Origin of the sequence: Pseudomonas sp. S4_EA_1b (assembly GCF_016307435.1) — a bacterium.
GTDB classification, from domain to species: domain Bacteria; phylum Pseudomonadota; class Gammaproteobacteria; order Pseudomonadales; family Pseudomonadaceae; genus Aquipseudomonas; species Aquipseudomonas rhodesiae.
This window is the reverse complement of sequence record NZ_JAEILC010000109.1, coordinates 1-8466: the sequence shown is the minus strand read 5'-3', so window position 1 is coordinate 8466 and position 8466 is coordinate 1. Positions and strand designations below refer to the sequence as shown.

Genomic DNA, 8466 nt, shown 5'->3' with positions numbered 1-8466 from the left:
CGCCAGGTCCTGCATTGGCTGGGGCAGCGCTATGCCGATTTGCTCGATACTGACGAACAGCATTTCATTCAGCAATTCGACAGGTTGCCGCAGGCGTCCCAGGCTCTGTTGGTACGTATGGTGATGCGCAAAGGCGTGCACTTTCGTGGCGGCAAACTCAACTATGTCGAGATAGGTTGCCCCCATGCGGCCGCTGCGCCGTTATTGGCGCTGGGCTGGGTGGACGGCCACTGTCTGCTGGCCATTGAGGAGCTGTTCGCGCTGCTGCAAAAGAGTGAATTGCTGGGTGCGTTCAAACCCTGGATCGAACAACCCAAAGGCAAGAAAGCCGACTGGCTGGAAGGGTTGGCTGCGCGATTCAACGAGCCGCGCAGTTTTGCGCAGTGGTGCCCGGACCTGCCCGACACGCTGTACAGCCTCACGGTGATGGAATGGTGCGATCGCCTGCGCCTGATGTTCTTTGGCAATTTGCATCAGGACTGGTCCGAATTCGTATTGGCGGACCTGGGCATCTACACCTATGAAAAAGTCGAGTTCTGCGCCGAGTCCCGTGGCCTGCGCAGCCGTGACGACGTGCATGGCTTTCTGTTTCTGCACCAGTGTCAGCACGCCTTTGAAAGCGGCGAGGCCGTGGACGAGGTCCTGGCTCGGATCGCCAGCCTGCGTACCGACAACCCCTGGCTGGAAAAGCGTCGGGCCAAACTGTTGTTCCAGGTGGGCCAATCCTGTGAACGCAGCGCCGAATTGGGGTTGGCGCAGCAGATCTACCGCGCCTGCACCTACCCCGGTGCGCGCGCACGCTTGATCCGCGTACTGGAACGCCAGGAGGATTACGTCCAAGCCTTGGCCCTGGCCAGCGCCGCGCAGCAGGCACCGGAAAGCGCCGCCGAACAGCAGCACTTGCTGCGTGTGGTGCCGCGCCTGCGGCGCAAACTGGGTGAACCGGCGCTGCCCAAACCCAAGCCGCGTCCGGTCACGCGCCTGGACCTGGACCTGGCGTTGCCCGAGCCGCTGATGTCCGTTGAATACTGCGTACAGGCCCATCTCAGCGCGCCGGACGCGCCGGTGCATTACGTGGAAAACGGCCTGATCAATTCGCTGTTCGGCCTGATGTGCTGGGAGGTGATTTTCGCGCCATTGCCCGGTGCGTTTTTCCACCCGTTCCAGCGTGGCCCGGTGGACCTGCATAGTGAAGACTTCCACCAACGCCGCGCACCGCTGTTCGCCGCCTGTTTCGAGCAACTGCAGGACGAGCGCTACAAAAACACCATTCGCCAGCGTTACCGCGATAAATGGGGCATCCAGTCGCCGTTCGTGTTCTGGAACCTGCTCAGCGAAGAGCTGCTGGAGCAAGCCCTCGCATGCCTGCCCGCCGCCCACCTGCGCTACTGGTTCGAGCGCTTGCTGTTGGACATCCGCGCCAATCGCTCTGGCATGCCGGACTTGATCCAGTTCTGGCCGGCGCAAAAAACCTACCGCATGATCGAGGTCAAAGGCCCCGGCGACCGCCTGCAAGACAACCAACTGCGCTGGCTGGAGTTCTGTGGCGAATACCAGATGCCGGTCACGGTCTGCTACGTGCGCTGGGCGGAGCAACCGGCTTGAGTTACAGCGTGGCGGTGCGTGCCTTGTGTGAGTTCACCGCCAAGGTCGGTGACCTGGACCTGCGTTTCACCCCGTCGCCCAGCGCCCAGGAAGGAATCGTCGGCCACCGCACCGTGGCGTCGCGCCGCAGCCCGCATTATCAGAACGAAGTGGCCCTGGAAGGCGAGTACCAGCAGCTCAAGGTGCGGGGCAGGGCGGACGGCTACGACCCGGACAGCCAGCGCCTGGAAGAGGTCAAAACCTACCGCGGCGACCTCGACGCCCAACCCGCCAACCACCGCCAACTGCACTGGGCTCAAGTCAAGGTGTATGGCTGGCTGATGTGCCAGAAACTGGGGCTGACGGAGATCGATCTGGCGCTGGTCTACTTCGATATCGTTGGCGAGGGCGAGACCCTGCTCAATCAGCGCTTCCAGGCCCACGCTCTGGAAGCGTTCTTCAACCAGCAATGTGCGCTGTTTCTGGATTGGGCCCGGCGGGAGATGGATCACCGAGAGGCGCGCGACCGCGCGGCGCAGAACCTTGGCTTCCCCCATGCCGACTTTCGCCCCGGCCAGCGGGTTCTGGCCGAGTCAGTGTACAAAGCCGTCAGCACCGGCCGTTGCCTGATGGCCCAGGCGCCCACCGGCATTGGCAAGACCATCGGCACGATTTTTCCGCTGCTCAAGGCGTTGGCGCCGCAGCAGTTGGACAAGGTGTTCTTTCTCACGGCCAAAACCCCTGGGCGCAAGCTTGCTCTGGATGCCGCCCAGGTGCTGTTCACCCGCAACCCGGACTTGCATGTGCGTGTGCTGGAACTGGTGGCACGGGACAAAGCCTGCGAGCACTTGGACAAAGCCTGTCACGGCGAATCCTGCCCCTTGGCCAAAGGTTTTTACGACCGCTTGCCCGCCGCACGTAGCGCTGCGGCCAAGCTACGGCTGCTCGACCAGCGCAATCTGCGTGAGGTCGCCCTGGCCCACAACGTTTGCCCGTATTACCTGAGCCAGGAAATGGCGCGCTGGGCTGACCTGGTCGTAGCCGACTACAACTATTATTTCGACTTCGGCGCCATGCTGTTCGGCCTCGCCCAGCTCAACCAATGGCGCGCCGCGGTACTGGTGGACGAAGCTCATAACCTGGTGGAGCGCGCGCGCGGGATGTACAGCGCCAGCCTTGATCAGTACCGCCTCAAGACGTTGCGCGACGAGGCGCCCGAGGCCCTGAAAAAGCCTTTGCAGCGCCTCAATCGCGAGTGGAACGCGCTGCACAAGGCGCAAGTGGCGCCGTACCAGGCTTATGACGCCAGGCCCGATAAAATGCTCAGCGCCTTGAGCCTGTGCGCGAGTGCCATGGGCGATTACTTCAACGGTCACCCCGAAGCCCTGGCCGGCGACCTGCAAGCTTTTTACTTTGACGCGCTGCAATTTGCCAAAGTGGCCGAGTTGTTCACCGAACACTTCATCTTCGATATCACTAAACGCTCCTTGGGCGGCAAGCGCAGCAGCTCGATCCTGTGCCTGCGCAATGTGGTGCCCGCCCAGTTCATCCGCCCACGACTGACCGCTGCCCGCAGCAGCGTGTTGTTTTCCGCCACGTTAAGCCCGCGCCATTACTACGCCGACTTGCTGGGCTTGCCTGCGGACACGGCGTGGGTCGACGTGGCGTCGCCGTTCCAGGCCGAGCAATTGCGGGTGCGCATTGTCGATGAGATCTCGACCCGATTCGTGCATCGCGAGGCGTCGGTGGGCCCCATCGTTGAGCTGATCGCCCAGCAATTCGCGCAACAACCCGGTAACTACCTGGCGTTTTTTTCCAGCTTCGATTACCTCCAACAAGTGGCGCAGCGCCTGGCCGAACAGCACCCGCACATCCCGCTGTGGCAGCAGTCACGGGGCATGGCCGAGGCTGAGCGCCAGGGCTTTCTCGACCAGTTCACCGAACATAGCCAAGGGGTGGGGTTCGCCGTGCTCGGCGGCGCGTTTGGCGAGGGTATCGACTTGCCCGGTGCGCGCCTGATCGGCGCATTCATCGCCACCCTGGGCCTGCCGCAACTGAACCCGGTCAATGAACAGATGAAGCGGCGCATGGCCGCGATTTTCGGTTCAGGCTACGACTACACCTATCTGTATCCAGGCCTGCAAAAAGTCGTGCAGGCAGCCGGCAGGGTTATCCGCAGCCAGCAGGACCAAGGCGTGGTGATGTTGATCGACGATCGTTTCGGTGAGGCGCGGGTACGGCCGTTGTTGCCGAGCTGGTGGGCAATTTCGTCCTGACCTGATGCACCCCGGTTCTTGGCTATCAGCCCCCGAGCGGCGCTGATGACCGAGCATTTGGCGCAAATGATGCTGGTGCAAATCCCGCACCTCCCTCACTCTTTCCTCGCATTCTGGGCCATTACAAGGAAGCCAACCATGAACGATAGCCAGCGGAGCACCCTCAAGGTCAACGGTATTGAGCTGTGCGTGCATATCGCCGGGCCGGAAAATGGCGCGCCCATCTGGTTGCTGCATGGCTTTCCCGAATGTTGGCACTCCTGGCGCGAACAGATCCCGGCCCTGGCTGCGGCAGGCTATCGAGTGTTCGTGCCCCAGATGCGCGGTTACGGGCCATCCAGCTCGCCGGCCGAGATCGCTGCCTATGACCTGTTGACCTTGTGCGCCGATATCCAACAGGCCATGGATCATTTCGGGCATACCCAGGTGGTGATGGTCGGGCATGACTGGGGCGCAGTGGTGGCCTGGCACTTGGCATTGCTTGAGCCTGAGCGCATCACCCGCTTGATCACAATGTCGGTACCGTTTGCCGGGCGTGCGCGCCGGCCGGTGATCGAGATCATGCGCGAGCTGTATGCCGATCGCTTCAATTACATTCTGTATTTCCAGGCGCCTGGAGTGGCCGAGCGCGAACTGAACGCCGATATCGAGCGCACGTTGCGGCTGTTTATGCAGGATCAGGATGTGTTCCTCCAGCAAAAACCTGCCGACGCCACCTTGCTTGAAGGCGTGCCTGTGCCGGGTCCGCTGCCCGGTTGGTGCTCCCAAGAAGATTTAAATGTGTACGTGCAGACCTTTACCGAACATGGCTTTCGCGGCCCGTTGAACTGGTACCGCAATTTCGAACGCAATTGGCAGCGCACCGAGTTTTTGGCCGGGCGGCAGGTGATGCAGCCGACGTTGTTCCTGATCGGCGACCGCGATCCGGTAGGTGTCTTCGAAGCCCACACACTCAAACGCATGCCCGACTGCGTGCCGCAGTTGGAGCAGCATGTGTTGCCCCACTGCGGTCACTGGATCCAGAACGAGCAGGCCACGCAGGTGAATGCGCTGCTGCTCGACTTCCTGGGCCGCCCCTGAGCCCTCAGACCACTTCGAGATAGGAGCTGTGAATCGCCCGCGCCAATTCGCGCACGGTGTCGATAAACTCCGTAAGCCGGCTGTGCAGGCCGTCTTCGAGAATTTCATCGATCCCGGTGTAGCGCAGCCGCGCTTCAAACTCCGCCGCCAGGCGTTGCGCCGTGCGCCCGTAGCTGCCGGGCAGGTCGGCGAGGATGTGGTTCAGTTCCTCGACACAGGCATGCAGTGAACGCGGCACGTCGCTGCGCAATAACAGCAACTCCGAGACCGAGCGGGCATTCAGCGCGTTCGGGTACAGCTGCGTATAGGCTTCGAACGACGACAACGCACGCAGCAGAGCGCTCCACTGGTAATACCCGCGCGCCGAGAGGTCGCTGACTTCTTCCGATTCTTCGCCGAACATCTCATAGCGCGCATCCAGCAGGCGCAACGTGTTGTCAGCGCGCTCGACAAACGTGCCCAGGCGGATAAAGCGATAGGCATCGTTGCGCATGATGGTGCCCGAGGTTGCCCCCCGAAACAGATGCGACCGCTGCTTGACCCAGTCACAGAAGTGGCTGATGCCGTGTCGGCCCAGGCCGCCGGCGGCGATGCTGCGCATTTCCAGCCAGGTGGCGTTGAGGTTCTCCCACATATCGGCGGTGATACGTCCACGTACCGCATGGGCGTTGCCCCGCGCGGCGCGCAGGCAGTTATAGATGCTGGCGGGGTTTTCTTCGTCAAGGGCGAAGAAGTGCAGCATGCGCTCGGCATCCAGTTGGGTGTGACGTTCCAGATAGCTGTCTAAGGTGCCGCTGCTGAGCAACGACATGGCCAGTTCGTCCAAGCCATCGCTGCGACCGGCCTGGGGCATCAGCGACAGCGAATAACTGACTTCGAGCATGCGCGCCAGGTTTTCGGCGCGCTCCAGGTAGCGGGACATCCAATACAGGTCTGCGGCGGTTCTACTCAGCATGATTCAGTCCTCCACCACCCAGGTGTCCTTGGTTCCGCCGCCTTGCGACGAGTTGACGATCAGCGAGCCTTCCTTGAGGGCCACCCGCGTGAGCCCGCCCGGTACCAGGCGGGTCTCCTTGCCCGACAGCACGAACGGGCGCAGGTCGATATGCCGCGGCGCGATGCCGTTTTCCACAAAGGTCGGGCAGGTCGACAGGCTCAGGGTCGGTTGAGCGATGTAGGCGTGGGGGCGGGCCTTGATGCGCTGGCGGAAGTCTTCGATTTCGGCGGCGCTGGATGCCGGGCCGACCAGCATGCCGTAGCCGCCTGAGCCCTGGGTTTCCTTGACCACCAGTTGCTCAAGGTTGGCCAGCACGTGAGACAGTTCCGCCGGTTTGCGGCACTGAAAGGTCGGCACGTTCTGTAGCACCGGTTCTTCATTCAGGTAGAAACGGATCATGTCCGGCACATAGGGGTAGATCGACTTGTCGTCGGCCACCCCGGTGCCGATGGCGTTGGCCAGTACCACGTTGCCGGCGCAATAGGCGGCCACCAGGCCAGGCACGCCGAGCATGGATTCGGGGTTGAACGCCTGCGGATCGAGGAACGCATCGTCGATACGGCGGTAGATCACATCCACCGCCTTGGGCCCGTCGGTGGTGCGCATGAATACTTTCAGGTCCTGCACGAACAGGTCGGCGCCTTCCACCAGTTCCACGCCCATTTCCCGGGCCAGGAAGGCATGCTCGAAGAATGCGCTGTTGAAGCGGCCTGGGGTCAGCACCACCACGTTGGGGTTGTCCAGGCGGCTGGAACTCTTGAGGGTCTTGAGCAGCAGGTTGGGGTAGTGATCCACCGGCGCGATGCGCTGCCGGGCGAACACCTCTGGGAACAGGCGCATCATCATTTTGCGGTCTTCGAGCATGTAGCTCACGCCGCTTGGGGTACGCAGGTTGTCTTCAAGCACGTAATAAGTGCCGTCGCCATCGCGCACCAGGTCGACGCCGGAGATATGCGAGTAGATATCGCGGTGCAGGTCCAGCCCGACCATCGCTTTCTGGTAACCCTCGTTGCCCAGCACTTGATCCGCCGGAATGATCCCGGCCTTGATGATGCGTTGATCGTGATAGATGTCGGCGAGGAACAGGTTCAGCGCATTGACCCGCTGGATACACCCGCGCTCGATCACGCGCCATTCGCTGGCAGGGATGCTGCGGGGGATGATGTCGAAAGGGATCAGGCGCTCGGTGTCCTGTTCGTCGCCATACAGGGTGAAGGTGATTCCGGCGCGGTGAAACAGCAGATCGGCTTCACGACGACGCTGGGCCAGCAGTTCCGGCGGCGTATTGGCCAGCCAGCGGGAGAAATCCTGATAATGCGCACGGCACACGCCGTTTGCGTCATTCATCTCATCAAAGAAAGATCGAGCCATTCCAGTACCTTGTCAGTGCCTTGGGTTGCGCAAGCGGCACTGCCGTTTTGAAAAACGCATGTTTTTATGAGCCCGTGGCGCGAGGTGCCAGCGGGCCTGGTCCTTACTTTCTCAGGATGTCGGCTCTGGGTCGGGGGGTAACGAATGCTCCTGTTTCCAAACAGATGAATCCATAAAGCAATGCCTGTGCCGAAACCCCACCTTCCAACACATCCGCCCGCGTAGTGAGCGAGCCTGCTCGCGCCAGGCTGCGCAGCGGCGCTCCGCCAGCCACCCAGAAAGGTGCACCCCACCTTCAACAAACACGCCGCGCACCAACCCGGTGCACAACAAACTTGAACTCCCCACACGGCCTGTTCCTCTAACGGGGTCTATACACCCCGTGGACCATCCCCGTGCCCAGAATCATCTCCCCCCACACTCCGGAAGCGGCGCTGAACGACCACAGCGAACACAACGCAAAGATCTTCGGTTCGCCCAAGGACCGCCTGGACTTCTATCGCCGCGAGATCCAGTACGAAACCTCCATCCTGGCCAACCGCACCGACGCTTACCTCACCGCCCAATCGTTCCTGGTGATCGCCTTCGTGTCAGGCATGGGTAACCTCAACCCAGAGTGGGGCAAGCTGTTTACCCTGATCGTGCCGCTGTTCCTGGCACTGTTGGGCATTCTCAGCTCGCTCAACGCCTGGCCGGGCATCCGCGCGGCGTATGACATCATCGATCACTGGCACTTCAAGCAGAGCCAACTGCTGCACAGCGAACCGGTGATGGGCCTGGCCTATGACGAGTCGCCGCTGTTTTCCGAGCGCGAGTCGTCCCACAAGGGCTATCGCAAGTCCCTGCTGTTTTCCGTGCGCACGCCGTGGATTTTCATGGTGTTCTGGATTCTGCTGGGGGCTTATGCGTTCTATATCCAGGTCGACAACCCAGGCGGTTGAGCAATCCGGCGGAACTTCGGGGCAGGGCGCAGCACCTTATGTCTATGCAGGCTGTATTTACCCAATCACTGTACAGAGGTGAAACATGAGCACTAGCAACGATCCCCAAGTCAGCGACCGTAACGACCCCGCCATCGACGGTGGCGAGCCGGCACCCGGCACCGCCGCCGATGCCCCTAAGGACCCCAAGCCTACCCCCCACCCCAAGGCCAAGGAC

Annotated in this window: 6 protein-coding genes; 4 read left to right on the top strand and 2 right to left on the bottom strand. The window is 61.7% G+C overall.

The features are described from left to right. From YA0848_RS28980 to YA0848_RS28970, 3 genes are all read left to right on the top strand, one after another. The coding region (locus YA0848_RS28980) for a VRR-NUC domain-containing protein (protein ID WP_198731464.1) at nucleotides 1-1605 on the top strand (1605 nt) is incomplete at its 5' end. Next, the gene (locus YA0848_RS28975; RefSeq protein ID WP_034097809.1) at nucleotides 1602-3860 is read left to right on the top strand and encodes an ATP-dependent DNA helicase; all 2259 of its coding nucleotides are present in this window, start codon (nucleotides 1602-1604) and stop codon (nucleotides 3858-3860) included. The genes YA0848_RS28980 and YA0848_RS28975, both read left to right, overlap by 4 nt. 138 nt (nucleotides 3861-3998) lie before the next feature. Further along, the gene (locus tag YA0848_RS28970) at nucleotides 3999-4940 is read left to right on the top strand and encodes an alpha/beta fold hydrolase (RefSeq protein ID WP_034097811.1); all 942 of its coding nucleotides are present in this window, start codon (nucleotides 3999-4001) and stop codon (nucleotides 4938-4940) included. Between the two features lie 4 nt (nucleotides 4941-4944). On the opposite strand, the gene YA0848_RS28965 is transcribed toward YA0848_RS28970, so the two are convergent. Together YA0848_RS28965 and YA0848_RS28960 are read right to left on the bottom strand one after the other, a co-directional pair. Next, nucleotides 4945-5895 carry an alpha-E domain-containing protein gene (locus YA0848_RS28965; protein WP_034097812.1) on the bottom strand — a complete coding sequence of 317 codons (951 nt, stop codon included), beginning with the start codon at nucleotides 5893-5895 and terminating at the stop codon, nucleotides 4945-4947. Between the two features lie 3 nt (nucleotides 5896-5898). Then, on the bottom strand, nucleotides 5899-7308 hold the full coding sequence (locus YA0848_RS28960; RefSeq protein ID WP_034097813.1) for a circularly permuted type 2 ATP-grasp protein: 1410 nt from the start codon (nucleotides 7306-7308) through the stop codon (nucleotides 5899-5901). A gap of 395 nt (nucleotides 7309-7703) precedes the next feature. Between YA0848_RS28960 and YA0848_RS28955 the strand changes: the two genes are divergently transcribed. Continuing rightward, nucleotides 7704-8249, top strand: coding sequence for a hypothetical protein (locus YA0848_RS28955; protein WP_034097814.1), 546 nt, complete (start codon nucleotides 7704-7706; stop codon nucleotides 8247-8249). The last annotated feature ends 217 nt before the right edge of the window (nucleotides 8250-8466 follow it).

Bases quoted from the DNA above. Each gene is read 5' to 3' on its own strand.
- YA0848_RS28970 (WP_034097811.1), top strand. From the start codon at position 3,999: ATGAACGATAGCCAGCGGAGCACCCTCAAGGTCAACGGTATTGAGCTG.
- YA0848_RS28965 (WP_034097812.1), bottom strand. From the start codon at position 5,895: ATGCTGAGTAGAACCGCCGCAGACCTGTATTGGATGTCCCGCTACCTG.
- YA0848_RS28960 (WP_034097813.1), bottom strand. From the start codon at position 7,308: ATGGCTCGATCTTTCTTTGATGAGATGAATGACGCAAACGGCGTGTGC.